Raw genomic sequence first — 24819 nt, 5'->3', positions numbered from 1 at the left:
AGAGGCCATGAAGCCCCCACGCCTGAACGGCGTGAAGGCTTCTTTTTTGGGCCTTGCCGTTCGGCTCGGCCCCTCAGGCTGACCCTTTGGGCGGCTGGGCATCGAACTGCTCGCCGTTGTGGCCGCGGCTCTCCGGGCCCATCAGCCACAGGTAGGTGGGCATGATGTCCTCGGGGGTGCGCAGGGACTGGGCATCCTCGCCCGGGTAGGCGGCCTTGCGCATGGCAGTGCGCGTGGCGCCGGGATTGAGGCTATTGACGCGCAGCGTACCCAGGTGCTCGACCTCGTCGGCCAGCACCTGCACGAAGCCTTCGGTGGCAAACTTAGAGACCGAGTAGGCCCCCCAGTAGGCGCGTCCGCGGCGCCCCACACTCGACGAGGTGAACACCACCGAGGCGTCCGGGGAACTCTTGAGCAGCGGCAGCAGCGCCTGCGTCATCCAGATCGGCCCGTTGATGTTGACCTGCATCACCTGCTCCCAGAGCTCAGGATTGTACTGCTCGAAGGGGGTGATACGGCCGAGCAGGCCGGCGTTGTGCAGGATGCCATCGAGGCGGCCGAACTCCTTGTCCAGGGTCTCGGCCATGTCGTGGTAGTCCTTGAGCGCGGCGCCCTCGAGGTTGAGGGGGAAGATCGCCGGCTGGGGGCCGCCGGCGGCCTCGATCTCGTCGTAGACCTTCTCCAGCTTGGCGATGGTACGCCCGAGCAGGATCACGGTGGCACCATGGCCGGCGAAGGCCAGCGCCGCGGCGCGACCGATGCCATCGCCGGCGCCGGTGACCAGGATGATGCGGCCGTCGAGCAGGTCGGTCGCGGGCTGATAGTCGATCTTGCAGGTCATCTCGGCTCCTCAGTTGCCCGTCTGGCGCAGGAAGTCGTCGGCCAGTCCGGCGGCGCTGCTGTCGGGATGCTCCTCACGCACCCGCTCGAGCAGGGCCCGGCTCTCTTCCGGCCGCCCGCGGCGCGCCTCGAGCAGGCCCAGCTTGTACAGCGCGTCCGGTACCTTGCTGCTCTGGGGGAAGTCCTCGAGCACCCGCCGGAAGGCGGTCTCGCCCTCCTCCAGGTTGGATTCGGCCGAGTGCAGCTCGCCCAGCCAGTAGTAGGCGTTGGCGGTTAGCCGGCTGTCGGGATATTGGCCGACGAAGGCCTCGAAGGCGGCAATCGCCTCGCCAAACTCGCGGGCCTGGACGTGGCCGAAGGCGGCCTGATAGGCCTGCTGGGTGTCGGCATCGTCGCCGCTCGGCGAGGGAGCCTCAGCCACCTCGCGGGCGCTCTGCTCGTCCACGGGGGGCGCGGCCTGGTCGACGCCGCTGCCCGCCGCCATCAGGCGATCCTCGATGTCCAGGTACTGCTGGCGGGTCTGGCGACGCAGCTGCTCGAGCTGATGGCGAAGCTCCTCCACCTGCCCGCGCAGCTGGCGGATCTCCTCCTGGTGCTTCTGCACCTGGTTGAAGATCACCAGACTGCCGCCGGCCTCCTCGCGGGTCGCCGTCTGGCTGTAGAAGCCCCCTCCCCGGTTGCCCTCGGTGAGGTCCTCGATCACCGGCTGCTGCGCTGCAACGGTCAGCGGGAGCACCAGGGCTCCCGCACCGCACAGTCTTTTCAGACCGTGTCTCATGGCTATCTCCCTCGTCGTGTGGGCCCGGCTCAGTAAGCGAAGACCACCCGACGGTTCTGGGCGTAGGCCTGCTCGTTCGCGCCGCGCGCGGCGGGCCGTTCCTCGCCGTAGCTGACCACCTCGACCTGGGAGGGGGAGACGCCCTGCACGTTGAGGTAGCGCTCGACAGAGCCGGCACGACGCTCGCCCAGTGCCAGGTTGTACTCGCGAGTACCGCGCTCGTCGGTGTGGCCCTGGAGGATCACGGTGGCGCTGGGGTTGGCGCGCAGGAAACGGGCGTGGGCGGTCAGCACCGGCTCGAACTCGTTGCGGATGGCGTCGCTGTCGTACTCGAAATAGATGGTGCGGGTCGCCGGGATGCGGCCGTCGGCGTCGGTCATCTGGCCGGCCCGGTCACCGCTGACGCCGCGACCATCGGCGGTGCCGGTGGAGACGCCGTCGCGGTCGCTGCCGGCGAGGCCGCCGTCCATGTCGCCGTCTTGGCTGCCACCCGTGCTGGAACAACCGGCCACGACGGCCAGGGAAAGGGCGATGGCCAGGGTTCTGGCGTGGGACTTGAGCTGCATCGTGAAACTCCTTTTGGGGACATCAGTTCAGAAACGGGGACCACGCGGGTTCGCGGACATCACCCTGTGCCGCCGGCAGCCGGAAGGAGGCGCGCCCGTCGGCGGATACCCCCCCGAGCACGCCGTTGCCGCCCTGCTGGGTGGCGAAGATTACCATGGTGCCGTTGGGTGCGACACTGGGCGATTCGGCCTGCCCCGTATCGCTCAGGGCCACCAGGCGTCCGCTCTCCAGGTCCTGGCGAGCAACCTGATAGCCGTTGCTGCCACGGTGGATCAGGAAGATCGCCTCGCCGTCGGGGGCGAAGCGCGCCCGGGCGTTGTAGTCGCCGGTGAAGGTGATGCGCTCGGCCTGGCCGCTGTCGAGCTCGAGGCGATAGATCTGCGGGCCACCGCTGCGGTCCGAGGTGAACAGCAGGCTGCGACCATCCGGCGACCAGGCGGGCTCGGTGTCGATGCTGGAGTCGTTGGTGACGCGTCGCACGTCCCGTGAACCGATCTCCATCACGTAGATCTCGGGCTGGCCATCCTTGGAGAGCGCCATCGCCAGGCGGCGGCCATCCGGTGACCAGGTCGGGGCGCTATTCAGCCCCTCGAAGGAGGTGGCACGCACGCGCCGACCAGAGGCGATGTCCTGGATATAGATCGCCGGGCGCTCGGTCTCGAAGGAGACGTAGGCCAGCTTGCCGGCATCCGGCGACCAGGCCGGCGACATGATCGGCTCGTCGGAGGCCAGGATCTGCTGGCTGTTGCGCCCGTCGGCGTCCGCGACGTGCAGGGCGTACTGGGTATCGTCCCCGACGCCGCTGGAGGTCACATAGGCGATGCGGGTCGAGAAGACGCCGCGAATGTCGGTGATCTCCTCGAAGATCTGGTCGCTGATGTAGTGCGCGGCATCGCGTAGCCCCTGGCGGCCGGCGGTCACGGTCTCGGCGATCATGCGGCTCTCGCCGCTGACGTCCATCAGCTCGTACTGGATGCGATACTGATCTCCCTCGCGGCTGATCCGCCCCGCCACCAGGTAGCGGACGTCCAGGGCGCGCCACTCGCCGTAGCTGACCTCCTCGCTTCCGGCGGGGCGCGCGAACATGGCACCCCGCTCCAGCGGCTCGAAGTAGCCGCTGCGCTCCAGGTCATCGGAGACGATCTGCGCGATGTCCTGGGGCATGTCGTCACCGTCGGCGAAAGGCACGATCGCGATGGGCGTGGCACGGTCGCTGCCACGCGTGATCTCGATGGTCAGGTCGGCGGCCTGGGCCAGGCTGGTGAACAGCATCAGCATGGCGGCCAGCCAGGTGGTCTTCAGGATGTTCATCAGCGGATATCCCCCGGTCGGAATCGCAGGTTGAATTGACGGTAGTCGCGCTGGGCCGATGCCGGCAACTGACGCAGCTCGGCGAAGGGCGCGGCGGCCTCCACGGCCTGGACCGCGGAGCGGTCGAAGGCGCTGTTGCCACTGCTCTGACCAATGGTAGCCGCGAACAGCTCCCCCGAGGGGCCCAGCCTCACCGACACCTCAGCGCTGGACCCGTCGGGCACGTTGGGCGGAATCACCCAGGCCTGCTCCACCGCCCGGCGCACCAGGTTGATGAAGCTGTTGGCCGCCTCGGTCGCCTGGCGGGCATTGGCCACGTTGTCACTCTCGCCTTCGATGGCGCGATCGAGGCCCTGGCTGGCCGCCTCGGCGGCGCGCCGGGCGGCCTCCTCGGCCTGGCGCTTTCGTTCGGCTTCCGCCTCAGCCTGACGCTTCCGTTCGGCTTCCGCCTCGGCCTGACGCTTCCGTTCGGCTTCCGCCTCGGCCTGACGCTTCCGTTCGGCTTCCGCCTCGGCCTGGCGCTTCCGTTCGGCTTCCGCCTCGGCCTGGCGCTTCCGTTCGGCTTCCGCCTCGGCCTGACGCTGTCGCTCGGCCTCCGCCTCGCGGCGACGCTCGGCCCGGGCCTCGCGTTCGCGGGCCTGCTCCTCCGCCTTGGCGGCGCGGCGTGCGGCTTCCTCCTCCGCCTCGCGACGGGCGGCCTCGCGGGCCTCTGCGTCAGCCTGGCGCTGTGCCTCGGCCTTTGCCTCGGCCTTTGCCTCGGCCTCTGCCTGACGGGCGGCCTCCTCTTCCTCGGCCTGGCGAGCCGCCTCCTGTTCGGCGCGTGTGGCTTCTTCCTGCTCGGCCTGGCGCGCCTCCGCCTGGGCCCGGGCCTCCTCGGCGCGCTGGGCCTGATCGGTGGTGGTCTCGGTGCTCACCAGGGTCGCCTGGACGATTGTGGTGCTCGGCGGCGCGACCTCCTCGTCGGGAAAGCGCAGTACGCTGGCCACCAGTATCGCCAGGTGCAGCCCGATGGCGAGCAGCAGCGGCAGGCCATAGCCCACGGGTCGGTCTTGTCTGGCCATGGGCGCTCCTCAACGGTCCCCGGGGGGCGGTTCCGAGATCAGCCCGACGTTGCTCACTCCAGCGGTCTGCAGGGTGCTCATCAGGGTGACTACCTGGCCGTAGGGCACGTTGCGATCGCCGCGCACCATCACCGGGGTGCCCGGCTGGCGGTCGAGCAGGATGATCAGCCGCTCGCTGACCTCGTCCAGGCTGACTGGCGACTCGTCGCCGCCGAGGGTGATGTAGTACTGGCCGTCCTTGTCCACCGAGACGACGATGGGGTCGCGATCCTCGGTCTCCTCGATGGGTTCGGAGGTGACCTGGGGCAGATCGACCTGCACGCCCTGGGTGAGCATCGGGGCGGTGATCATGAAGATCACCAGCAGTACCAGCATGACGTCGATGAATGGCACGACGTTGATCTCGCCCATGGGGCGGCGGCGTCCAGCACGATTGAAGGGTCCCAGCATGATGGCCTCTCCCTCAGTCGGCGCCGGCGTCGGTCCGGCCCTGCAGGTTGCGGTGCAGGATGGAGTGGAACTCCTCGGCGAAGTCCTCGTACTTGCCCAGCAGCCGGCCGGACTCGGCCGAGAGCCGGTTGTAGAAGATCACCGCGGGAATGGCGGCGAACAGGCCCATGGCGGTGGCGATCAGCGCCTCGGCGATCCAGGGCGCCACGGTGGCAAGCGTCGCCTGCTGGGCCATGGAGAGCGACTGGAAGGAGCCCATGATGCCCCAGACGGTGCCGAACAGCCCGATGTAGGGGCTCGCCGAGGCGACCGTGGCCAGGAACACCAGGTGCAGGTTCAGGCGATCCTCCTCCCGAGACCAGGCCACGCGCATGCTGCGCTGGACACCCTCGAGGATCGCCTGGGGACTGCGGGTCTTGGCCAGCAGGCGGTTGAATTCGCGAAAGCCCGAGCGGAAGACATGCTCGGCGCCCAGGGTCTCCTGCTCGGCCGGCGTCTCCCGGTAGAGCTCGTTGAGGTCGACACCGGACCAGAAGCGGTCCTCGAAGCGGCGATGCGCCTTGCGGGCACGACGCATCACGAAGGTGCGCTGGAAGATCACCACCCAGGAGAGTAGCGAGCCGATCATCAGGATCAGCATCACCGCCTGCACCACGCCGCTGGCGTTCATGATCAGGTGGGGTATGGACAGGGAGTCGTTCACGGGCATCCTCGTCGGTCTTGGTCGGTCAGGAAAGGGAAGGAAACGTGCGCTACTCAGGCGCCCGTTCATGCGGCGCCAGGTCGAAATGGGCCCAGGCCTGGCGGGTCACCACCCGCCCCCGGGCGGTGCGCATCATCAGACCCTGCTGGATCAGGTAGGGTTCGATCACGTCCTCGATGGTGTCGCGCTCCTCGCCGATGGCCGCGGCCAAGGAGTCGATGCCCACCGGGCCGCCGTCGAACTTCTCGATCATCGCCAGCAGCAGGCGGCGGTCCATGTGATCGAGCCCGTGGTGGTCGACGTGCAGCATGTTCAGCGCCCGGTCGGCGATTTCGGCATCGACCCGCCCCTCGGCGCGCACCTGGGCAAAGTCGCGCACCCGACGCAGCAGCCGGTTGGCGATGCGCGGGGTACCGCGGGAACGGCGCGCAACCTCCTGGGCGCCCTCACGATCGCTCTCGACGCCCAGCAGGTGCGAGGAGCGGGCGACGATCTCGGTCAGCTCGTCGATGCTGTAGAACTCCAGGCGCTGCACGATGCCGAAGCGGTCGCGCAGCGGCGAGGTCAGAAGGCCCGCCCGGGTGGTCGCCCCGACCAGGGTGAAGGGCGGCAGGTCGAGTTTGATCGAGCGCGCCGCCGGCCCCTCGCCGATCACGATGTCGAGCTGGAAATCCTCCATGGCGGGATAGAGGATCTCCTCGACCACCGGCGAGAGGCGGTGAATCTCGTCGATGAACAACACGTCGCCGGGCTGCAGGTTGGTGAGCATGGCGGCGAGATCCCCCGCCCGCTCGAGCACCGGCCCGGAGGTCGACTTGAGGCCGACCCCCATCTCGGCGGCGATGATGTTGGCCAGCGTCGTCTTGCCGAGCCCCGGCGGACCGAACACCAGGGTATGATCGAGGCTCTCCTCGCGGCCGCGAGCGGCGCTGATGAAGATGTCGAGCTGCTCGCGCACCCGGGGCTGGCCGATGTAGTCGGCCAGGCGCTTGGGGCGGATGGTATGGTCGACACTGCCCTCGCCTTCACCCTCCCGGGCGTCGGCGGCGATCAGGCGGTCACTCTCGAGCATGGCGGCCATCCGGTGTCAGGTGGAGAAACGGCGACGGCATCGGCTCACCCCGCCAGGCGGCGACTCAGCGCCGCCTTGATCATGGCCTCGGTGGACTCGGCCTCCTCGAGGCCGACCAGCATGCGGGTGGCCTCGGCGGGCTTGTAGCCCAGGCTGACCAGCGCCGCCTCGGCGTCGGCGACGGGGTCGGCCGCGGCGACCGGCGCGCTGCCGGGCGAGCCCTCCAGACCCACGGCCAGCTCGCCGGGCTGCTGCCAGTGGGGGAAGCGGTCGCGCATCTCGATGATCAGCCGCTCGGCGGTCTTCTTGCCGACCCCCGGCAGGCGCGTCAGCGCCTTGGCGTCGTCGTCCATCACGCAGCGGATGAACGCCTCCTCGTCCATGCCGGAGAGGATGCCGAGGGCGAGCTTGGGGCCAATGCCATTGACCTTGATCAGGGCGCGGAACAGCGCACGTTCCTGCTCGCGGGCGAAGCCGTAGAGCAGGTGGGCGTCGTCGCGGATGGTCAGGTGGGTATAGAGCGATACCGACTCGCCGGTGCCGGGCATGGCCACCAGGGTGGTCATGGAGGCTTCCAGTTCGTAGCCGACGCCGGCCACGTCCACCACCATCCAGGGTGGCTGTTTCTCGAGCAGGGTGCCTCGCAGGCGTCCGATCATGGAAATGTGCTATCCCTTGGGGTTGGAGTCCTGGGCGGCCCGGAGGCCGTCACCGGCCACTATACTGTTCGCCCGGGTGGCTTGCCAGCCCGCGAGAACAGCGTTCGACGCGGCCCGGACGTCGCTGCCTGACGACTCGCTCAGGGGCGAAAATCCCGCCAGGTGTTGGCCTTGCGGCGGCTGCGATGACCGCCGAAGCTGCCCTTGTTGAGCAGCCCCAGCCGCGCATGGGCATGGGTCAGGGCGATGGCCAGGGCATCGGCGGCGTCGGCCTGGGGGGTGGCCGAGAGCCCGAGGATGGCCGTCACCATGTGCTGCACCTGGGCCTTGTCGGCGGCGCCGCCGCCGGTGACCGCCTGCTTGATCTGCCGCGGGCCATACTCGCTGACCGGCAGGCCGTGGTTGGCGGCGCAGACGATCGCCGAACCGCGCGCCTGGCCGAGCTTCAGGGCGGAGTCGGCGTTCTTCGACATGAACACCTGCTCGATGGCGAACTCGCCCGGGGCATGCACGGCGATCAGCTCGCTGACGCCGGCGTAGACCTGGGCCAGCCGCTGCGCCAGGTCGTCGGCCTGGATGCGGATGCAGCCGCTGGCCACGTAGCGCGGCGTCGGGGTGGTGACGTCCAGCACCCCGTAGCCGGTGATCCGCGAGCCGGGGTCGATGCCCAGGATCAGCATCGACCGCCATCCGCGGCGCTCCGGCTAGCCTTCATGCAGCTCCTCCCTGGTGCCCGCTTTCAACTGTGTAATTCGTCCATGATGGCATCGTCGAAGTCCGCATTGGTGTAAACATTCTGCACATCGTCCAGGTCCTCGAGTCGATCGACCAGCTGGAGGACGCGTCGTCCGAGATCGACATCGTCGATGCGGGTGTAGGTGTCCGGGAAGAGCCCGACGTCGCTGGCCTCGGGAGCAATGCCCGCCTCGACCAGGGCGTCCTTGACCGCGCCGAAGCGCTCTGGGGTGGTCACCACCTCGAGCCGGCCGTCCTCGAGGGTCTCGATCTCCTCAGGCTCGGCGGCGAGCGTGGCCTCCATAGCGGCCTCTTCCTCGACGCCTGCCGGCAGCGTCAGGCGCCCCTGCTTGTGGAACAGGAAGGCCACCGAGCCGGAGGTGCCGAGGTTGCCACCCTGCTTGTTGAAGGCGTGTCGCACCTCGGAGACAGTCCGGTTGCGATTATCGGTCATCGCCTCGACCAGTACCGCGACCCCCTCGGGGCCGTAGCCCTCGTAGACGATTTCCTCCATCTCGTCGCCGTCGGTGTGGCCGGCGCCGCGATCCACCGCCCGCTGGACGGTGTCCTTGGGCATGTTGCTGGCCAGCGCCTTGTCGATGGCGGCGCGCAGGCGCGGGTTGTCCTCGGGCTCGCCTCCTCCCTGCCGGGCGGCGACCGTGAGCTCGCGGATCAGCTTGTTGAAGATCTTGCCCCGCTTGGCGTCCTGGGCCGCCTTGCGGTGCTTGATGTTGGCCCATTTGCTATGGCCGGCCATGGCAACCTCCCAGTCGAATAAAACAACGTTGGTGTCGCCACGTGCAGCGAGGGGAGCCGGGGGCAAGCCGAAGAGGAGGTCCTACGCCAGGGATGGCGTCGGTAGCGCCCAGGGAGGGGTTTACAGCGCCTCCTCGAAGGCTTGCCGCCGGATGAGCCCCGAGCATTGCCGCAGCAACAATCCGGTTGAAAGAGCATGATACGCCACCGGCGCCCTGGGGCGCCGGTGGGGTGGTGCTGGGCCGGGCGGCGAGGCCTACTCGCCGGCGCCCTCGGCCTTGGCCTTCTGGCGCAGGCGAATGTTGAGCTCCTTGAGCTGCTCGGCGCTCACCTCGCCCGGCGCCTCGGTCAGCAGGCAGGACGCGCTCTGGGTCTTCGGGAAGGCGATCACCTCGCGGATGGTCTTCGCCCCGCTCATCAGCATCACCAGGCGGTCGAGGCCGAAGGCCAGGCCGCCGTGGGGCGGTGCGCCGTACTGCAGGGCGTCGAGCAGGAAGCCAAATTTCTCGCGGGCCTCCTCCTGGTCGATGCCCAGCACCTCGAGGACGGTATGCTGCATCGCCTGGTCGTGGATACGGATCGAGCCGCCGCCGAGTTCGGTGCCGTTGAGCACCATGTCATAGGCGCGCGAGAGCGCCCCGACCGGGTGGGACTTGAGCGTCTCGACGTCGCAGGACGGCGCGGTGAATGGGTGGTGCAGCGCCTGCAGGCGCGCGTTGCCGTCCTCCTCGAACATCGGGAAGTCGACCACCCACAGCGGCGACCACTCGGCGGTGTAGAGGTCCAGGTCCTCGCCGAGACGGACGCGAAGCGCACCCAGGGCCTCGTTGACGATGCGTGCCTTGTCCGCGCCGAAGAAGATGATGTCGCCATCCTCGGCACCGACGCGGTCGAGCAGCGACTCGACGACGCCTTCCATGAACTTGACGATCGGCGACTGCAGGCCCTCGAGGCCCTTCGCCCGCTCGTTGACCTTGATCCAGGCCAGGCCGCGGGCACCGTAGATGCCTACGAACTTGGTGTACTCGTCGATCTCCTTGCGCGACAGCTTGGCACCGCCGGTCACCTTGAGGGCGGCCACGCGGCCGTCATCGGCGTTGGCCGGGCCGGAGAAGACCTTGAAGTCGACGTCCTTCATCAGGTCGTCGACGTCGGTGAGCTCCAGCGGGATGCGCAGGTCCGGCTTGTCGGAACCGAAGCGGCTCATGGCCTCGGCGTAGGGCATGCGCGGGAAATCGGGCAGCTCGACGTCCAGCACCTCCTTGAAGAGCTGGCGGATCATCGACTCGGTGATCCCCATGATGTCCTCCTCTTCGACGAAGGAGGCCTCGATGTCGATCTGGGTGAACTCAGGCTGGCGGTCGGCGCGCAGGTCCTCGTCGCGAAAGCACTTGGCGATCTGGTAGTAGCGATCGAAACCGGACACCATCAGCAGCTGCTTGAATAGCTGCGGCGACTGCGGCAGGGCGAAGAAGCTGCCCGGATGGGTGCGGCTCGGCACCAAGTAGTCGCGGGCGCCCTCGGGGGTGGCGCGAGTCAGGATTGGGGTCTCGATGTCGAGAAAGCCCTGCCCCTCGAGGAAGGCGCGCACGCTGTGGGAGATCCTCGAGCGCAGACGCAGCTTGTCGATCATCTCCGGGCGGCGCAGGTCGATGTAGCGGTGCTTGAGGCGTACCTCCTCGCCCACCTTGCCGTGCTCGTCGAGCTGGAACGGCGGCGTGGCGGCGGTGTTGAGGACCTCGACCTCCTTGGCCAGCACCTCGATCAGGCCGGTGGGCATGTTCGGGTTCTGGGTGCCTTCCGGGCGCAGCCGGATCCGGCCCTGGATGCGCAGCACGTACTCGCTGCGAGCGCGGTCGGCATTGGCGAAGGCCTCGGCGGTGTCGGGGTCCACCACGACCTGGGCGATGCCGTCACGATCGCGCATGTCGAGGAAGATGACGCCCCCGTGGTCACGGCGGCGATGGACCCAGCCGCACAGGGTGACCGTCTGGTCCACCAGGGTCTCGTTGAGCTGGCCGCAATAATGGCTGCGCATGTCGTATCCTGTTCCGTTGCGTGAAGTGGTGAAAAGGCAGCGCGGGCGGCTCAGGCGACCGCTCCGTCCTTGCCGGGTGCCGCGGCGGTCTGGCCGCCCTCGCTGCCGCCGGCCAGATTCTTCTTGCTGCCGGTCTTGAAATCGGTCTCGTACCAGCCGCCGCCGGCCAGGCGGAAGCCCGCCGCGGAGATCAGGCGGCTGAGCTCGGCCGCTTCGCAGGCCGGGCAGTCCGTCAGCGGCGCGGCGCTGATCTTCTGCAGCTTCTCCAGGCGGTGGCCGCAGGCCTTGCACTCGTATTCGTAGATGGGCATGGTTTGCTCACTCCCGATATCTGTCATGTCCCATGGGGCAAGCGCTGGCCGGGCATTCGCCGGGCGCGCTGGCGCGGTACGATATAGGGCCGGCCCGCGGATAATCCAAGCCTGCCTCGAAAGCCGGGTATTATAGCCTGCCGCGCCCTGCCAGGCCCAGCCCCGGCAGGACCCGACATCCGACGCGGCCGCCTCGACAAGGAACCTGCCATGAAAGCCGTCATTCTCGACGCCGCCAGCCTCGGGCCAGGCATCGACCTGACCCCGATTCGCCAGCATCTCGACGCCCTGGACGTGCATGAGTCCAGTGCCTGCGAGCAGATCGCCTCGCGCCTCGCCGGTGCCGAGGTCGCCATCGTCAACAAGGTGGTACTCGACGGTGACACTCTTGCGGCGCTGCCCGGGCTGAAGCTGATCTGCGTGTTGGCCACCGGCACCAACAACATCGACATGGCCGCCGCCGAGCGCCTGGGCATCGCCGTGCGCAACGTCACCGCCTACGGCACCGCCAGCGTGGCCCAGCACACCCTGATGCTGATGCTCGCCCTGGCGACCCGCCTGCCCCGCTATCAGCGCGACGTGGCCGAGGGCCGCTGGGGCGAGAGTCCCTTCTTCTGCCTGATGGATCACACCACCCTGCAGCTGGAGGGCAAGCGCCTGGTGATCGTCGGTCAGGGGGAGCTGGGCTCCAAGGTGGCTCGCCTCGCCCAGGCCTTCGGCATGCACGTCGACTTCGCGGCCCGTCCCGGCAACGAGGCTCACGACCGCCGTCCGGGCCTGCGTGAGCTCGCCCCCGCGGCGGACGTGATCAGCCTGCACTGCCCGCTCACCGAGGCCACCCGGCACCTGGTCGACGCCGGTCTGCTGGCGACGCTGAAGCCCGGCACCCTGCTGATCAATTGCGCGCGGGGCGGCATCATCGACGAGCAGGCCGCCCTGGCGGCCCTGCGCGAGGCGCGCCTCGGCGGGCTCGCGGTCGATGTGCTGCCAACGGAGCCGCCTCGCGACGGCCATCCGCTGCTCGATGCCCTGAACGAGCCGCTCAACCTGATCGTCACCCCCCACAATGCCTGGATCACCCCCGAGGCTCGCCAGCGCATCGTGTCCCTGACCGCCGACAACCTGCGCCACTGGCAGGCCGACTGATTGCAAGAGGACGACATGCTTCACAATTTCGGGTCCATCAACCTCGATCACTTCTATCGCGTATCCCATCTGGTGAGACCCGGCGAGACCCTGGCCAGCCGTGACTACCGTGTCGGCCTCGGCGGCAAGGGCGCCAACCAATCGCTGGCCATGGCCCGCGCCGGCGGCCGGGTCAGCCACTGGGGCCGCCTGAACCATCGGGATGCCTGGGCCAGGTCGTTGCTCGGCGAGGCCGGCGTGGAGGTCGCCGGCATCGCGCTGGTGGATGCGCCCAGTGGCCATGCCGTCATCCAGGTCGATGATCAGGGCGAGAACGCCATCATCCTGTTTCCCGGGGCCAACCATGGCTTCGACGCGGACGATCTCGCCTCGCGCCTCGACGCCACGCACGCCGGCGACTGGCTGCTGGCCCAGAACGAGACCAACGCCCTGCCCCAGGTGCTGGAGCAGGCCGCCGAGCGCGGGCTGCGGGTCGCCTTCAACCCCGCGCCCATGGGCGCCGAGGTGCTGTCGCTGCCCCTCTCGGGCTGCGGGCTGCTGTTCGTCAACCGCGGCGAGGCGGCCTGGCTGGCCGGTGTCGACGAGGACGCGGCTCCCGAGGCGCTGCTGGAGGGCCTGGCGCGTCGGCTGCCGGACACCGATACCGTGCTGACCCTGGGCGGCGACGGCGCCTGGTTCCAGGGCGGCGGGGAGCGCCACTTCCAGCCGGCGCTGCCGGTGGCGCCGCGGGACACCACCGCGGCCGGCGATACCTTCATCGGCTACTACATGACGGCCCTGCAGGAGGGCCAGGGCGTGACCGACTGCCTGAGGCTCGCCGCCACGGCCGCCGCCCTGGGTGTGCAGGTCGAGGGCGCCGCCGAGAGCATCCCCGCCCGCGACGCGGTCGAGCGCGCCCTGCGCGACGGCCCCGTGGCACGCTGATCCGTCCGTCCAAAAAGGAAAGGAGCCCCACCGTGACGCATCCGATCATCTTCGATACCGACCCGGGCGTCGACGACGCCCAGGCCATCGCCATCGCCCTGCGCCATCCCGAGATCGAGCTGCTGGGCATGACCACCACCTACGGCAACGTCGACGTGGAGACGGCCACCCACAACGCCCTGCTGCTGGCCCAGCTGGCCGGGCGGGAGATCCCCGTCGCCCAGGGGGCGGCGGGGCCGATGGTCAAGGAGCGCCATCCGCCGCCGGCCCACATCCACGGCACCAACGGCCTGGGCGACATCGCCCTGCCGCCGGTCACGGGCCGGGCCGAGGGCGTGAGCGCCGCGCAGTTCATCGTCGACACCGTGAAGGCCCGGCCCGACGAGGTCACGCTGGTCGCCGTCGGCCCGGTGGGCAACCTGGCCGCCGCCCTGCAGCTCGACCCGGGCATCATCGTCCGGGTGAAGCGCGTGGTGATCATGGGTGGCTCGATCCGCGAGGGCGGCAACGTCAGCCCGGTGGCGGAGGCCAACATGTTCAACGACCCGGACGCCGCGGCTCGGGTGCTGACCGCCGGCTGGCCGCTGACGCTGGTCGGCCTGGACGTCACCCATCGCTGCGTGCTGACCGATGCCCACATGGCGCGCATCGAGGCGGGCCAGGGGGAGCTTGGCAAGGTGCTGGCGGGAAGCTTCGCTTTCTACCGGGACTTCTACCGCGAGGCGCTGGGCATCGACGGCTGCTGCCCCCACGACAGCTGTGCCCTGGCCTGGCTGCTGTGCCCGGAGCTCTTCACCACGGCGCGTGGCCACCTGACCGTGGCGACCGACGGCGACGCCGAGGGGCAGACCATCTTCGCCCCCGAGGGGCGCGGCTTCATCGAGGCGCGCTGGTCGCGCACGCCGCGGGTGGAGGTCTGCCTGGGCGTCGACGGCGCGGCCGTCAGCGACTGGATCGCCGATACCCTGGCCTGAGCCCCGCGCCCCGGCGGCCGCCGGGGTGCGGCGTCCTGCACCACCGGGCTCGCTTTCCCCGCGAGCCCGCGTTCGTCGCCGAGGGGATGGCCGGCCTAGCCGGTGTGGAAGTCGTCCGGGGCATGCGTCTCGATCACCTCGAACTCCACGTGGGTGACCCGGGCCCCGTCGGGCCCCTTCCATAGCCACTCGGCGAGTCGCTTGACTGCCTCGCGCTCACCGCACATCAACACCTCCACCCGGCCATCCGGCAGGTTGATCGCATGGCCGGTGATCCCGGCCTTGAGGGCCTGCTCCTGGGCCGCCCCGCGGTACCAGACCCCCTGCACCTTGCCGGTCACCAGCGCCTTTGCGCAGCACGTGTCCATGGTCGTCTCCTGATGGTCGCGATGGGAATTCCCTCCTTTCTACCAGCCCGGCTGTCGTCGCGGCCAGCCCTCTGCGCGCCCCCCGCGCTCTCCTCCACCGTATCCGTCTCGCTCCCGCCTCTCTCCCGCGCCTGGCCACTTCCCGTCCCGAGGCCGATGCCCTAGGCTTAGGGGTATCCCCGGACGCCTTTCGGCCACAAGCCGACCGCGGCCGAGGATCGCCCTACCCGGGCAGCCATCACCACAACAATCATCCTCACGAGGGAGTACCGTCATGCCGGTCTTCGACCACCCCGAGTTCGATCACCACCAGCGGATCGTCTTCGGCAGCGACGAGGCGAGCGGCCTGCGCGCCATCATCGCCATCCACGACACCACCCGCGGCCCCGCCCTGGGCGGCCTGCGCATCTTCCCCTATGCAAGCGACGCCGAGGCCCTCACCGACGTGCTGCGCCTCTCCCGCGGCATGAGCTACAAGTCGGCGCTGGCCGACCTGCCGCTGGGCGGCGGCAAGGCGGTGATCATCGCCGATCCTCGCCGACACAAGACCCCCGAACTGCTGCGCGCCATGGGCCGCCTGGTGGACTCCCTGGGCGGCGCCTACATCACCGCCGAGGACTCGGGCTCCGGCGAGGACGACATGCGCCTGATCGCCGAGGCCACCGAGCACGTGGGCGGCCTGCCCCGCCACGGTCAGGCCTCCGGCGACCCCTCGCCCTTCACGGCCTGGGGCGTTTACTGCGCGCTGAGAAGCGCCGTGCGTCATCGCCTGGGGCGTGACGACCTCACCGGCCTGCGCGTCGCCGTGCAGGGCGTCGGTCACGTCGGCGCCCACCTGGCCCGCCACCTGCACGCGGCGGGGGCCCGGCTGGTGCTGACCGACGTCGATACCGCCGCTCTCGCCCATCTCGCCGAGGAGCTCGGCGCCGAGACCGTGGCGCCGGGGGCGATCGTCGATGCCGAGGTCGACGTCTTCGCCCCCTGTGCCCTGGGCGCCGCCCTCTCCGCCGAGGTGGTCGAGCGCTTGCAGGCGACGGTGGTCTGCGGCGCGGCCAACAACCAGCTGGCCACCCCCGAGATGGCCCAGCGCCTGCAGGCCCGCGGCATCCTCTACACCCCGGACTACGTGGCCAACGCCGGCGGCGTGATCGAGATCGCCTGGCAGCGGCGCGACGACTACTCGCGTGAGGCCGTGATGGCGCATATCGAGGGCATCGGCGCCACCCTCGGCGAGATCTTCGCGCGGGCCGAGCGCGAGGGGCAGAGTCCGGCCATCGTCGCCGACGACCTGGCCCGGGAGCGCTTCCGCCCCGCCGGCTGAGTCTCGAGGAGCGCATCAGGACGGGGTCAGCACGTGGCCCGACGCAGAAGGCCGGCGATTGCCGGCCTTCGTCGTTCGACTTCCTTTCGTCTGTCTCGGTGCTCTGTATCTGCGCCGTCAGGGCTCGATGAGCTCGTGTCGCTCGAGCAGCTCATGGCGCACCAGCACCGCGGAATTGCGCGGCACCACGGTCTGCCCCCGGGCCAGCAGGTGGCACTTGGTGAAGGCGGCCCCGAACAGCAGGATCAGCGAGCTGTAATAGACCCACAGCAGGATCATCACCACCGAGCCCGCCGCGCCGTAGGTGGAGGCCGTGGCCGTATAGGCCAGGTAGATGGCGATGCCCCAGCGGCCGATGGCGAACAGCACCGCGGTGACCACGGCGCCGACCAGCACGTCCTGCCAGCGCAGCACCACGTCCGGCAGCACCTTGAAGATGGTGGCGAAGAGCGCGGCGATCACCGCCAGCGACACCAGGAACTCGGCGGCGCTGGTCAGCATCCCCACATAGGGCAAGAGGTCGTCCCCCGCCTGGAGCACGGCGCGCACCACCACGCCGAGTACCAGCGAGACCAGCAGGATGAAGCCGATGGCCAGCACCACGGCCAGCGACAGCAGGCGATTCTGGATAAACTTGAGCGCGCTGTTGCTGCTGGGCCGCGCCGTGACGCCCCAGAGGGTGTTGAGCGAGAACTGCATCTGGGCGAAGACGGTGGTCGCACCGACCAGCAGCGCCCCGACCCCGAGCAGCGTCGGCAAGAGGCCGGACTCCTGAATCCTCGACTGGGCGACCGCCTGCTCGATGGCGGCGGCGGTGTCATGGCCCATGGTGCTCTGCAGCTGGGCGACGATCTGGCCTTGGGCGGCCTCCTCGCCGAGCACCACGCCGATCACCGTGACCGCGATGATCATCGTGGGGGCCAGCGAGAAGAGGGTGTAGAAGGCCAGCGACCCGGCGTAGCTGAAGGCATTGCGTTCCAGCCAGAGCCTGACGGCGTCCTGCACCACGTTCCACCAGAAGAGTATCGCTTGCCGGATCCTCGTCACGTTTGGCTTGATCACTGGGTTCCCCGCGCTTGTGTCGTTTGTTTCAGCATAACCGAATGGACACCGCCTCGCCGAGGAGCGGGGCGATTGCAGCGATACGCGGGGCTGACCATAATGGCCCCGCCGCACCCCATCCGCCCCGCCCGCCTGGAGCCTTCATGACCGCACGACCGGACGACAGCGCTGCCGACTTCGACTGTCTGGTGTTCATCGGCCGCTTCCAGCCGCCCCACCTGGGGCACCTGGCGGTGATTCGCGAGGCGCTGCGCCAGGCTCGCCAGGTCATCGTGCTGGTGGGCTCCGCCTGGCAGGCGCGCTCGCTGCGCAACCCCTGGCGCTACGAGGAGCGGCTGCGCATGCTGCGCAGCGCCTTCGAGGAGGAGGAGAATGCTCGCCTGAAGGTCGTGCCGCTGCTCGACGCCCTCTACAACAACGATGTCTGGGTGCGCGACGTGCAGCGCAAGGTGCGCGACATCGCCAGCCCCGAGCACGCGCGACTCCCGCGCATCGGCCTGATCGGCGCCAGTCGTGGCCAGTCCAGCTACTACCTGGCGCTGTTTCCGCAGTGGGAATCGGTGAGCGTGCCGCTGGTGGAGGGCATCTCGGCCAGTCGGATCCGCGACCGGCTGTTCCGCTCGGCCGCGTCGGCGGAGGACTACCTGAGTACCCACGCGGCCCACGACCTGCCCCCCGGCGTGGCGGCGCGGATCCGCACCTTCCTCGACGAGGCGACCTACGGCCAGCTGGTCGAGGAGCAACACCTGCTCGATCAGTATCGCCAGGCCTGGGCCCAGGCCCCCTACCCGCCCATCTTCGTCACCGTCAATGCCGTGGTCGTGCAGTCCGGCCATGTGCTACTGGTGCGACGCACCGCTGCGCCGGGCAAGGGCCTCTATGCGCTGCCCGGCGGCTTCATCAGCCCCCATGAGCGGCTGATGGACGCCTGCCTGAGAGAGCTTCGCGAACGCGTGCGCCTCAAGGTGCCGGAGGCGGTACTGAAGGGCTCACTGCGCGGCCAGCGCCTGTTCGACGAACCGCACCGCAGCTGGCGTGGCCGGACCCTGGCCGAGGCCTTCTATTTCGCCCTGCGCCCCGAGCAGCAGCTGCCCCAGCTCAAGCCGGTCAAGGGCGGCGACCACGCCCGCTGGGTACCGCTTGCCGACCTCGACCCGGAGAGCCTGTTCGAGGATCACTTCTTCATCATCCAGGACTTCCTGGGGCTGCCCGCCGACTTCGGAGGGCGCTGAGAGTCGTCGGCGAGCCGAGTAGCCATCTAAAAAGGTCGGGGGGTGGGCTTTCAGGCCTGAAGGAAGTCCCGCGGCAACTTCATCATCTGCCGCCACAGCTTCTCGACGCCGGGTTTGTGCACCAGCGAGCAGCGGTAGAGACGGATCTCCAGCGGCACGTCCCACTGCTCGCCACCGGCGCGCACCAGGCGGCTATCCTTGAGCTCCTGGCGAATGCAGAAGTCGGGGATCCAGGCCATGCCCATGCCCTGCATCACCATGCCCTTGAGGCCTTCGGCCATGGCGGTCTCGTAGACGGTGCGCAGGCGCATGCGTACCGGGTCGTTCTTGAGCAGCATGCGCACGCTGCGCCCCAGGAAGGCGCCCTGGGTATAGGCCAGGAAGGGAATCGATTCCTGGCCCTCGAGGGTGAAGCGCGGCTTGCCCTGTTCGTCGGGCAGGCAGACGGGCAGCATCTTCACCTGGCCGATGGAGAAGGAGGGAAAGACCTCGGCATCCAGCTGCATGCTGGCATAGGGGTCATAATAGGCCAGCATCAGGTCACAATTGCCCTCGCGCAGTACGTGGATCGCATCGCCCACGTTCATGGCGACCAGCCGCGTCGGTAGCTCACCGAGACCCTGCTGCAGGCGGGAGATCCACTGAGGGTAGAAGCTCAAGGCCAGGGAGTGAGCGGCGACGATGTCCAGCGCCTCGTTGGCCATGGCCAGGCCACGCAGGTGGCCGAGGCTCTCGTTGAGCTGCTCGACGATGTTGCGTGCGGTGACCAGGAACAGTTGGCCTTCCGGGGTCAGGTCCACCGGCGTGGTGGAGCGGTCGACCAGGGTCACGCCCACCGCCTGCTCCAGGGAGCGGATGCGTCGACTGAAGGCCGGCTGGGTGACGTGCCGCTGACGGGCCGAGCCCGAGAAGCTGCGCGTGCTGGCCAGGGCGACGAAGTCTTCCAGCCATTTGGTCTCGAGGTTCACCAGGACTCCCCAGGATATCGGAATGCCTGCCCCCCGGCGGGGAGCTTTCGAAGCACGCTAATGTACCCCAGCCGGGAGCGCGACCCAAGCCGCCTCACTGGATCGGCGAGAGCAGGTAGGCCGCCCGGGAGAGCAGCTTGCGCCACAGCGGCCGACGGGTCAGCTCCTCCAGGGAGACGCACCGGCAGTCGCTGAAGTCGCGCTCGAGCATCTGGCATACCTCGGCGGCGAAGCGCCGATCGGGCACCACGGCGGTGATCTCGAAGTTGAGGCGAAACGAGCGGTTGTCGAGGTTCACCGTGCCGACGCTGGCGGCGACGTCGTCGATCAGCATCACCTTCTGGTGCAGGAATCCTGGCTGGTAACGGTAGACCTTGACGCCGGCGCGCAGCATGTCGGGCAGGAAGGAGAACGCCGAGAGGAAGACCAGCAGGTGGTCGGGACGCTCGGGCATCATGATCCTCACGTCCACCCCGCGCATCGCCGCCAGGCGCAGGGCGTCCTGCACGCCCTGGTCGGGCACGAAGTAGGGGCTGGTCACCCAGAGCCGCTCATGAGCGCTGTGGATCGCGTGCTGCACCAGCAGGCTCGCCGTTTCCAGGTGATCCGCCGGCCCCGAGGGCACGATCACCACGCTCTGGCTCTCGGCCTCGCCGCCATCCTGGGAATCGCCCGCATAGGGCACGGGGGTCCAGGTGAGCGAGATCATCTCGCCGGTGGCCCAATGCCAGTCCTCCCAGAAGGCCTCCTGCAGGCCCAGCACGCTGGGCCCGCTGAGCTTCAGATGGGTGTCGCGCCAGTAGCCGAGGCGCGGGTGCTCGCCCAGGTATTCCGTGCCGACGTTGAAGCCGCCGATCCAGCCCTCGCGTCCGTCCACCACCAGCACCTTGCGGTGATTGCGGAAGTTGAGCTGGAAACGATGCTTCAGCCCCCGGGAGGAGCGAAAGGCGCTCACCTCGACGCCGGCCTGGCGAAGATCGCGCAGGTAGCGCTCGGGGAGGCTGTGGGAGCCGATCTCATCGAAGAGAAAGCAGACCCGCACTCCCCGCTCGGCAGCGCGCTGCAGGCGCTGCTTGAGATCCACGCCCAGGGCGTCATCGCGCACGATGAAGAACTGGATGAGAATGTACTCCTCGGCGGCCTCGAGGCCGGCAAACAGGCTCTCGAAGGTGGCCTCGCCGTCGACCAGCAGTTCTGCCCGGTTGCCCCGGGTAAGCGGCATCAGGGCGAGCTGCTCCACGGCGCGGATGTCGGCATTGCTGGCGGATGACAGGTAGGGTTCGAAGCGATCCCGATAGCGGTGCAGCTGGCGGCGCAGCACGCTGTCACGCTCGCCCCGGGCCAGCACGTAGCCATAGAAGCGTGGTCGGCCGAAGATCCAGTAGGCCGGCACCGCCAGGTAGGGCATGGTCAAAAGCGAGATGATCCAGGCGATGGCGCCTTGGGAGGTGCGTGCCGACATCAGGGCTAGCACGGCCGAAAGGATGCCCAGCACGTACACAAGGAAAATGGCCAGGCCGATCAGCCAGGAGGTCATGGTCGGATCCCCGTTCCGTGGGACGACGGCGTGGCCGTCCGAAAACACAATGTCCTGTTACCTATGCTCCCAGCATACCCCCAACGACGACGGCCCCACCAGTTGGCGGGGCCGTCGAGAGCACGCGGGGGGAATCAGGCGCGTTCGGCGATGATCTCCTTCCACTTGGCGGGGCCTGTCTGGTGCACCGAGGTGCCCTGGCTATCGACCGCCACGGTCACCGGCATGTCCTCGACCTCAAACTCGTAGATCGCCTCCATGCCGAGGTCCTCGAAGCCCACCACGCGGGCCTGCTTGATCGCCTGAGCGACCAGGTAGGCGGAGCCGCCCACGGCCATCAGGTAGACCGCCTGGTTGTCACGGATCGCCTCGATGGCCGCCTCGCCCCGCTCGGCCTTGCCGACCATGCCCAGCAGCCCGGTCTCCTCGAGCATCGTGCGGGTGAACTTGTCCATGCGCGTGGCGGTGGTCGGGCCGGCCGGTCCCACCACCTCGTCGCGCACCGGATCCACCGGGCCCACGTAGTAGATGAAGCGACCCTGCATGTCCACGGGCAGCGGCTCGCCCTTGCCGATCATGTCGACCATGCGCTTGTGGGCGGCGTCGCGGCCGGTGAGCAGCTTGCCGTTGAGCAGCAGGGTGTCGCCGGGCTGCCAGGTCTTGACCTCCTCCGGCGTCACGCGGTCCAGATCGACCCGCTTGACGTTGTCGCCCGCCTCGCGGGTGATCTCCGGCCAGTCTTCGAGCGTCGGCGCGGGCAGCGCCGCGGCGCCGGAGCCGTCGAGGGTGAAGTGCGCGTGGCGGGTGGCGGCGCAGTTGGGGATGATCGCCACCGGCTTGTTGGCGGCGTGGGTTGGGTAGTCCTTGACCTTGATGTCGAGCACCGTGGTCAGCCCACCCAGCCCCTGGGCGCCGATGCCGCTCTGGTTGACCTTGTCGAACAGCTCCAGGCGCAGCTCCTCGGCCCGATTGGCGGGGCCGCGGGCCTGCAGGTCCTGGATGTCGATGGGATCGAGCAGCGCTTCCTTGGCGATCTGCATGGCCTTCTCGGCGGTACCGCCGATGCCGATGCCCAGCATGCCCGGCGGGCACCAGCCGGCGCCCATCTTGGGCAGCTGCTCCATCACCCAGTCGACCACGTTATCGGAGGGATTGAGCATGGCGAACTTGGACTTGGCCTCGCTGCCGCCGCCCTTGGCCGCCACGTGCACCTCGACGGTGTCGCCGGGCACCAGCTTGTGGTGGATCACCGCGGGGGTGTTGTCGCGGGTGTTGGCGCGCTTGCCGTCCGGATCGGCCAGCACCGAGGCACGCAGCACGTTATCCGGTAGCTGATAGGCGCGACGCACGCCCTCGTTGATCATGTCGTCGAGGCTCATGTCGGCCTCGAAGCGTACGTTCATGCCGACATGCACGAAGACCGTGACGATGCCGGTGTCCTGACAGATCGGGCGCTTGCCGAAGGCACACATCCGTGAGTTGATCAGGATCTGGGCGATCGCGTCCTTGGCCGCCGGGTTCTCCTCCCGCTCGTAGGCCGCGGCCATGGCGTCGATGAAGTCCTTCGGATGGTAGTAGGAGATGTACTGCAGGGCATCGGCGACGCTCTGGATCAGATCGTCCTGGCGAATCACGGTCATGGGCAAGGAGCTCCTTGGCGTTGTCGGCATGCCCGCCTGCGCTCTGACAGGTGGCGCTTGGGTGGGCCTGAACGGCTTGCATTATACCCTACCCTCGGCGCTGTCGACATTCTCGCTAATAGTCGGAGGCATGGTGACTCGTTATCGAAGATAACGGTATAAAAATGAGTGCCTGTCATGGCCCTGCCAGCCAAGGTTTGCCCACCAGAACTGGCGGAAGCCACCGGGGTTCGGACGATCGCGGTGCCGCAGGTGTGAACCCGGCGAAGTCGCCCGCGACGCCAGGGGGCGATCGGTGACTGCCTTGTCAGGCGGAACCCAGCATCAGCTGACGCTCCTTGAGCGCATGAAGGCGGTCGCGCAGACGGGCGGCCTCCTCGAACTCCAGGTTCTGCGCCGCCTCGTGCATGCCGTCCTCGACCCGGGACACCTCCTTGAGCAGCTCCGAGGGCGACAGCTCGGCGGGATCGTAGAGCGCCTCGCGCTCGGCGACCTTGCGCTCGCCGCGGCGTCCCTTGCCCTTCTTGCCGGGGGCCTGGGCGGCCTCCATGATGTCGGCCACCGAGCGGGTCACGCTGGTCGGCGTGATGCCGTGGGCCTCATTGTAGGTGATCTGCTTGGCGCGACGCCGCTCCGTCTCCTCCATGGCCCGGCGCATGGAGTCGGTGACCCGGTCACCGTAGAGGATCGCCTTGCCGTGGGCGTTGCGCGCGGCACGGCCCATGGTCTGGATCAGCGAACGCTCGTTGCGCAGGAAACCCTCCTTGTCGGCATCGAGGATGGCCACCAGCGAGACCTCGGGAATATCGAGCCCCTCGCGCAACAAGTTGATCCCCACCAGGACGTCGAACTTGCCGAGACGCAGGTCGCGGATGATCTCGACCCGCTCCACGGTGTCGATGTCGGAATGCAGGTAGCGCACCCGCACGTCGTGCTCGTCTAGGTACTCGGTGAGGTCCTCGGCCATGCGCTTGGTCAGGGTGGTGACCAGCACCCGCTCCTCCACCTCGCTGCGCAAGCGGATCTCCGACAGCAGGTCGTCGACCTGGGTGGTGGCCGGGCGCACCTCGATCTCCGGATCGAGCAGCCCGGTCGGCCGCACCACCTGCTCGACCACGCGGCCGGCGTGCTCGGCTTCGTAGGGCCCGGGGGTGGCGGAGACGAAGATCGTCTGTGGACAGATGCGTTCCCACTCCTCGAACTTCATCGGGCGGTTATCGAGCGCCGAGGGCAGGCGGAAGCCGTATTCCACCAGGGTCTCCTTGCGCGAGCGGTCGCCCTTGTACATGCCCCCCACCTGGGGAACGCTGACGTGGGACTCGTCGATGAACAGCAGCGCGTCGGCCGGCAGGTAGTCGAAGAAGGTCGGCGGCGGCGCGCCGGGGTCGCGCCCGGAGAGATAGCGCGAGTAGTTCTCGATGCCGTTGCAGTACCCGAGCTCCAGCATCATCTCGATGTCGTAGAGGGTGCGCTGCTCCAGGCGCTGGGCCTCGACCAGCTTGTCCTGCTGGCGCAGCTGATCGAGGCGCGTGACCAGCTCGGCCTTGATCTCGTCGATGGCGCCGAGGATGGTCTCCCGCGGCGTCACGTAGTGCGACTTGGGGTAGATGGTCATGCGCGGCACCTTGCCCCGCACCTCGCCGGTGAGCGGGTCGAACAGGCTGATGGTGTCGATCTCGTCGTCGAAGAGCTCGACGCGCACCGCCTCATCCTCGGCATCGGCCGGGAAGATGTCGATCACGTCGCCGCGCACCCGGTAGGTGCCACGCTTGAAGTCCATGTCGTTGCGGGTGTATTGCAGCTCCGCCAGGCGGCGCAGCAGGGCGCGCTGATCGATCTGCTCGCCGCGGGTGACATGGAGGCGCATCTTCAGGTACTGGTCGGGATCACCCAGGCCGTAGATCGCCGAGACCGAGACCACGATGATCGCGTCGCGACGCTCCAGCAGCGCCTTGGTGGCGGAGAGGCGCATCTGCTCGATATGGTCGTTGATCGAGGCATCCTTCTCGATGAAGGTGTCCGACGACGGCACGTAGGCCTCGGGCTGGTAGTAGTCGTAGTACGAGACGAAGTACTCGACGGCATTGTCGGGAAAGAACGCCTTGAACTCGCCGTAGAGCTGCGCCGCCAGGGTCTTGTTGGGCGCCATCACGATGGTCGGACGCTGCAGGTGCTCGACCACGTTGGCCATGGTGAAGGTCTTGCCCGAGCCGGTCACGCCCAGCAGCGTCTGGTGGGCCAGCCCCGCGTCGAGCCCGCCGATCAGGCCCTGAATGGCCGTGGGCTGATCGCCGGCCGGCTGGAACTTGGACTGCAGGCGAAAGGGCTTGCTCATGGCGGCTCCGATGGCGAACCGAGCGCCAGCA

24 protein-coding genes are annotated in these 24819 nt (G+C 68.6%); 5 read left to right on the top strand and 19 right to left on the bottom strand.

The window, feature by feature from the left end; all coding sequences use genetic code 11:
* Positions 1–73: 73 nt before the first annotated feature.
* The 13 genes from FEI13_RS01785 to FEI13_RS01725 all read right to left on the bottom strand — a co-directional run bounded on the left by FEI13_RS01785 (position 74) and on the right by FEI13_RS01725 (position 11281).
* Positions 74–841 (bottom strand): YciK family oxidoreductase, encoded by a 768-nt coding sequence (locus tag FEI13_RS01785; RefSeq protein ID WP_138178953.1) that lies wholly within the window; start codon positions 839–841, stop codon positions 74–76.
* A gap of 9 nt (positions 842–850) precedes the next feature.
* Positions 851–1618 (bottom strand): tol-pal system protein YbgF, encoded by a 768-nt coding sequence (ybgF, locus tag FEI13_RS01780; protein WP_138178952.1) that lies wholly within the window; start codon positions 1616–1618, stop codon positions 851–853.
* Between the two features lie 29 nt (positions 1619–1647).
* A complete protein-coding gene (gene pal / locus FEI13_RS01775) occupies positions 1648–2184 on the bottom strand; it encodes a peptidoglycan-associated lipoprotein Pal (protein WP_138178951.1) in 537 nt (178 codons plus the stop codon).
* A 22-nt stretch (positions 2185–2206) separates the two neighbouring features.
* The gene (gene tolB / locus FEI13_RS01770; protein ID WP_138178950.1) at positions 2207–3496 is read right to left on the bottom strand and encodes a Tol-Pal system beta propeller repeat protein TolB; all 1290 of its coding nucleotides are present in this window, start codon (positions 3494–3496) and stop codon (positions 2207–2209) included.
* On the bottom strand, positions 3496–4557 hold the full coding sequence (tolA, locus tag FEI13_RS01765; protein ID WP_138178949.1) for a cell envelope integrity protein TolA: 1062 nt from the start codon (positions 4555–4557) through the stop codon (positions 3496–3498). Before tolA ends, tolB begins: the two co-directional genes overlap by 1 nt.
* 9 nt (positions 4558–4566) lie before the next feature.
* On the bottom strand, positions 4567–5007 hold the full coding sequence (gene tolR, locus FEI13_RS01760) for a protein TolR (RefSeq protein WP_138178948.1): 441 nt from the start codon (positions 5005–5007) through the stop codon (positions 4567–4569).
* Between the two features lie 13 nt (positions 5008–5020).
* On the bottom strand, positions 5021–5710 hold the full coding sequence (gene tolQ, locus FEI13_RS01755) for a protein TolQ (protein WP_138178947.1): 690 nt from the start codon (positions 5708–5710) through the stop codon (positions 5021–5023).
* 49 nt (positions 5711–5759) lie between these two features.
* The gene (ruvB, locus tag FEI13_RS01750) at positions 5760–6782 is read right to left on the bottom strand and encodes a Holliday junction branch migration DNA helicase RuvB (protein ID WP_138178946.1); all 1023 of its coding nucleotides are present in this window, start codon (positions 6780–6782) and stop codon (positions 5760–5762) included.
* Between the two features lie 44 nt (positions 6783–6826).
* On the bottom strand, positions 6827–7441 hold the full coding sequence (gene ruvA, locus FEI13_RS01745; RefSeq protein ID WP_138178945.1) for a Holliday junction branch migration protein RuvA: 615 nt from the start codon (positions 7439–7441) through the stop codon (positions 6827–6829).
* Positions 7442–7581: 140 nt separating this feature from the next.
* The gene (gene ruvC / locus FEI13_RS01740) at positions 7582–8121 is read right to left on the bottom strand and encodes a crossover junction endodeoxyribonuclease RuvC (RefSeq protein WP_138178944.1); all 540 of its coding nucleotides are present in this window, start codon (positions 8119–8121) and stop codon (positions 7582–7584) included.
* Positions 8122–8180: 59 nt separating this feature from the next.
* Positions 8181–8933, bottom strand: coding sequence for a YebC/PmpR family DNA-binding transcriptional regulator (locus tag FEI13_RS01735; protein WP_138178943.1), 753 nt, complete (start codon positions 8931–8933; stop codon positions 8181–8183).
* 255 nt (positions 8934–9188) lie between these two features.
* Positions 9189–10970, bottom strand: coding sequence for an aspartate--tRNA ligase (gene aspS, locus FEI13_RS01730; protein ID WP_138178942.1), 1782 nt, complete (start codon positions 10968–10970; stop codon positions 9189–9191).
* 50 nt (positions 10971–11020) lie between these two features.
* On the bottom strand, positions 11021–11281 hold the full coding sequence (locus tag FEI13_RS01725) for an FmdB family zinc ribbon protein (protein WP_138178941.1): 261 nt from the start codon (positions 11279–11281) through the stop codon (positions 11021–11023).
* Positions 11282–11491: 210 nt separating this feature from the next.
* Here FEI13_RS01725 and FEI13_RS01720 point away from each other — a divergent pair, with 210 nt between their 5' ends.
* The 3 genes from FEI13_RS01720 to FEI13_RS01710 are packed head-to-tail and all read left to right on the top strand — an operon-like array spanning position 11492 to position 14325.
* Positions 11492–12427, top strand: a complete 936-nt coding sequence (locus tag FEI13_RS01720) for a D-2-hydroxyacid dehydrogenase (protein WP_138178940.1) — start codon at positions 11492–11494, stop codon at positions 12425–12427.
* Between the two features lie 15 nt (positions 12428–12442).
* Complete coding sequence (locus FEI13_RS01715) at positions 12443–13351, top strand: ribokinase (protein WP_138178939.1); 909 nt, start codon at positions 12443–12445, stop codon at positions 13349–13351.
* Positions 13352–13383: 32 nt separating this feature from the next.
* On the top strand, positions 13384–14325 hold the full coding sequence (locus FEI13_RS01710) for a nucleoside hydrolase (protein WP_138178938.1): 942 nt from the start codon (positions 13384–13386) through the stop codon (positions 14323–14325).
* 95 nt (positions 14326–14420) lie between these two features.
* On the opposite strand, the gene FEI13_RS01705 is transcribed toward FEI13_RS01710, so the two are convergent.
* Complete coding sequence (locus FEI13_RS01705) at positions 14421–14693, bottom strand: acylphosphatase (RefSeq protein WP_138178937.1); 273 nt, start codon at positions 14691–14693, stop codon at positions 14421–14423.
* 274 nt (positions 14694–14967) lie between these two features.
* On the opposite strand from FEI13_RS01705, the gene FEI13_RS01700 reads away from it, so the two are divergent.
* The gene (locus FEI13_RS01700) at positions 14968–16014 is read left to right on the top strand and encodes a Glu/Leu/Phe/Val family dehydrogenase (protein WP_138178936.1); all 1047 of its coding nucleotides are present in this window, start codon (positions 14968–14970) and stop codon (positions 16012–16014) included.
* A 117-nt stretch (positions 16015–16131) separates the two neighbouring features.
* On the opposite strand, the gene FEI13_RS01695 is transcribed toward FEI13_RS01700, so the two are convergent.
* Positions 16132–17076 carry a YihY/virulence factor BrkB family protein gene (locus FEI13_RS01695; RefSeq protein WP_240036388.1) on the bottom strand — a complete coding sequence of 315 codons (945 nt, stop codon included), beginning with the start codon at positions 17074–17076 and terminating at the stop codon, positions 16132–16134.
* A gap of 143 nt (positions 17077–17219) precedes the next feature.
* Between FEI13_RS01695 and FEI13_RS01690 the strand changes: the two genes are divergently transcribed.
* Positions 17220–18308 carry a bifunctional nicotinamide-nucleotide adenylyltransferase/Nudix hydroxylase gene (locus tag FEI13_RS01690; RefSeq protein ID WP_138178935.1) on the top strand — a complete coding sequence of 363 codons (1089 nt, stop codon included), beginning with the start codon at positions 17220–17222 and terminating at the stop codon, positions 18306–18308.
* A 50-nt stretch (positions 18309–18358) separates the two neighbouring features.
* Here the strand turns inward: FEI13_RS01690 and FEI13_RS01685 are convergent, their stop codons facing one another.
* From FEI13_RS01685 to uvrB, 4 genes are all read right to left on the bottom strand, one after another.
* The gene (locus FEI13_RS01685) at positions 18359–19276 is read right to left on the bottom strand and encodes a LysR substrate-binding domain-containing protein (protein ID WP_138178934.1); all 918 of its coding nucleotides are present in this window, start codon (positions 19274–19276) and stop codon (positions 18359–18361) included.
* A gap of 94 nt (positions 19277–19370) precedes the next feature.
* Complete coding sequence (gene cls, locus FEI13_RS01680) at positions 19371–20813, bottom strand: cardiolipin synthase (RefSeq protein WP_138178933.1); 1443 nt, start codon at positions 20811–20813, stop codon at positions 19371–19373.
* 134 nt (positions 20814–20947) lie between these two features.
* A complete protein-coding gene (locus FEI13_RS01675) occupies positions 20948–22453 on the bottom strand; it encodes a fumarate hydratase (RefSeq protein WP_138178932.1) in 1506 nt (501 codons plus the stop codon).
* A 307-nt stretch (positions 22454–22760) separates the two neighbouring features.
* Entirely contained in the window at positions 22761–24788 is a 2028-nt protein-coding gene (uvrB, locus tag FEI13_RS01670; RefSeq protein WP_138178931.1) for an excinuclease ABC subunit UvrB, read from the bottom strand.
* Positions 24789–24819 lie beyond the last annotated feature (31 nt).

This window comes from Halomonas urmiana (assembly GCF_005780185.1).
Taxonomy (GTDB): domain Bacteria; phylum Pseudomonadota; class Gammaproteobacteria; order Pseudomonadales; family Halomonadaceae; genus Halomonas; species Halomonas urmiana.
Note: the sequence above shows the minus strand (reverse complement) of the source record. Positions and strands in the feature narration are given on the sequence as shown.

Excerpts from the sequence above, each read along its gene's own strand:
- FEI13_RS01785 (WP_138178953.1), bottom strand. The coding sequence starts at position 841 with ATGACCTGCAAGATCGACTATCAGCCCGCGACCGACCTGCTCGACGGC.
- ybgF (WP_138178952.1), bottom strand. The coding sequence starts at position 1,618 with ATGAGACACGGTCTGAAAAGACTGTGCGGTGCGGGAGCCCTGGTGCTC.
- pal (WP_138178951.1), bottom strand. The coding sequence starts at position 2,184 with ATGCAGCTCAAGTCCCACGCCAGAACCCTGGCCATCGCCCTTTCCCTG.
- tolB (WP_138178950.1), bottom strand. The coding sequence starts at position 3,496 with ATGAACATCCTGAAGACCACCTGGCTGGCCGCCATGCTGATGCTGTTC.
- tolA (WP_138178949.1), bottom strand. The coding sequence starts at position 4,557 with ATGGCCAGACAAGACCGACCCGTGGGCTATGGCCTGCCGCTGCTGCTC.
- tolR (WP_138178948.1), bottom strand. The coding sequence starts at position 5,007 with ATGCTGGGACCCTTCAATCGTGCTGGACGCCGCCGCCCCATGGGCGAG.
- ruvB (WP_138178946.1), bottom strand. The coding sequence starts at position 6,782 with ATGCTCGAGAGTGACCGCCTGATCGCCGCCGACGCCCGGGAGGGTGAA.
- ruvA (WP_138178945.1), bottom strand. The coding sequence starts at position 7,441 with ATGATCGGACGCCTGCGAGGCACCCTGCTCGAGAAACAGCCACCCTGG.
- ruvC (WP_138178944.1), bottom strand. The coding sequence starts at position 8,121 with ATGCTGATCCTGGGCATCGACCCCGGCTCGCGGATCACCGGCTACGGG.
- FEI13_RS01735 (WP_138178943.1), bottom strand. The coding sequence starts at position 8,933 with ATGGCCGGCCATAGCAAATGGGCCAACATCAAGCACCGCAAGGCGGCC.
- aspS (WP_138178942.1), bottom strand. The coding sequence starts at position 10,970 with ATGCGCAGCCATTATTGCGGCCAGCTCAACGAGACCCTGGTGGACCAG.
- FEI13_RS01725 (WP_138178941.1), bottom strand. The coding sequence starts at position 11,281 with ATGCCCATCTACGAATACGAGTGCAAGGCCTGCGGCCACCGCCTGGAG.
- FEI13_RS01720 (WP_138178940.1), top strand. The coding sequence starts at position 11,492 with ATGAAAGCCGTCATTCTCGACGCCGCCAGCCTCGGGCCAGGCATCGAC.
- FEI13_RS01715 (WP_138178939.1), top strand. The coding sequence starts at position 12,443 with ATGCTTCACAATTTCGGGTCCATCAACCTCGATCACTTCTATCGCGTA.
- FEI13_RS01705 (WP_138178937.1), bottom strand. The coding sequence starts at position 14,693 with ATGGACACGTGCTGCGCAAAGGCGCTGGTGACCGGCAAGGTGCAGGGG.
- FEI13_RS01700 (WP_138178936.1), top strand. The coding sequence starts at position 14,968 with ATGCCGGTCTTCGACCACCCCGAGTTCGATCACCACCAGCGGATCGTC.
- FEI13_RS01690 (WP_138178935.1), top strand. The coding sequence starts at position 17,220 with ATGACCGCACGACCGGACGACAGCGCTGCCGACTTCGACTGTCTGGTG.
- cls (WP_138178933.1), bottom strand. The coding sequence starts at position 20,813 with ATGACCTCCTGGCTGATCGGCCTGGCCATTTTCCTTGTGTACGTGCTG.
- FEI13_RS01675 (WP_138178932.1), bottom strand. The coding sequence starts at position 22,453 with ATGACCGTGATTCGCCAGGACGATCTGATCCAGAGCGTCGCCGATGCC.
- uvrB (WP_138178931.1), bottom strand. The coding sequence starts at position 24,788 with ATGAGCAAGCCCTTTCGCCTGCAGTCCAAGTTCCAGCCGGCCGGCGAT.